General features: G+C 42.3%; 1 protein-coding gene. It reads right to left on the bottom strand.

All coding sequences use genetic code 11. From position 1 onward, the window contains the following. Window positions 1–566: transposase (locus AC1DM9_RS34405; RefSeq protein ID WP_477513030.1), on the bottom strand; the 566-nt coding region annotated here is incomplete at its 3' end. Window positions 567–634 lie beyond the last annotated feature (68 nt).

Below are 634 nucleotides of genomic sequence, written 5' to 3'. Positions count from 1 at the left end.
TCAGTTAACTCTTCTTCGGTCTTTTTACGTCCACGTCCATCCTGCAGCGCATCTTGCCCGCCGTCTTGGTATTTCTTCACCCACTGATATACCTGTTGGTAGGAAACCTGATGTTGCTCCGCAGTCTTCCCATAGTCATCGTTATTTGTTAGACAATACTGAACAATCTCTATCCGTTCTTTCCATGTCGTAGAACGTCCTTTCGTCATAGCCCTTGCTCCCCCTCTATAGGCTTTTAAGCTGCTATGACTATTATACTTCTTTACCCAGTTCGATAGCTGTGTTCTACTCGCAATCTTGTATTTATCAATAATATCGTATTGGGATATTTCCCCCTTAAGGTAATCCAACACCGCCTGCAGCTTAAGTTCTGCGGTATAGCTGCGGTTTAACGTCTGAATTTCTAACCCTTCCAAACCATAGACTTTATACCTCCGTTGCCATTTCGCCAATGTTGTTTTTGATAAGCCATATTTATACGCAGCGGCCATAGAGCCAAGTTCACCACTTTCGATCTCTCCGATTATGGTAAGTTTCTCTGATGCGGAATATTTAACTTTAGACATGAAAATGCTCCCCTCATAGCAACAGGTTTTTTATTATTTCACCTGTCTACTATTTGGGGAGCATATCA

The organism is Paenibacillus sp. 01T431 (assembly GCF_056398625.1).
The sequence above is the reverse complement of the archived record's forward strand: the minus strand, read 5'-3'. Positions and strand labels throughout refer to the sequence as shown.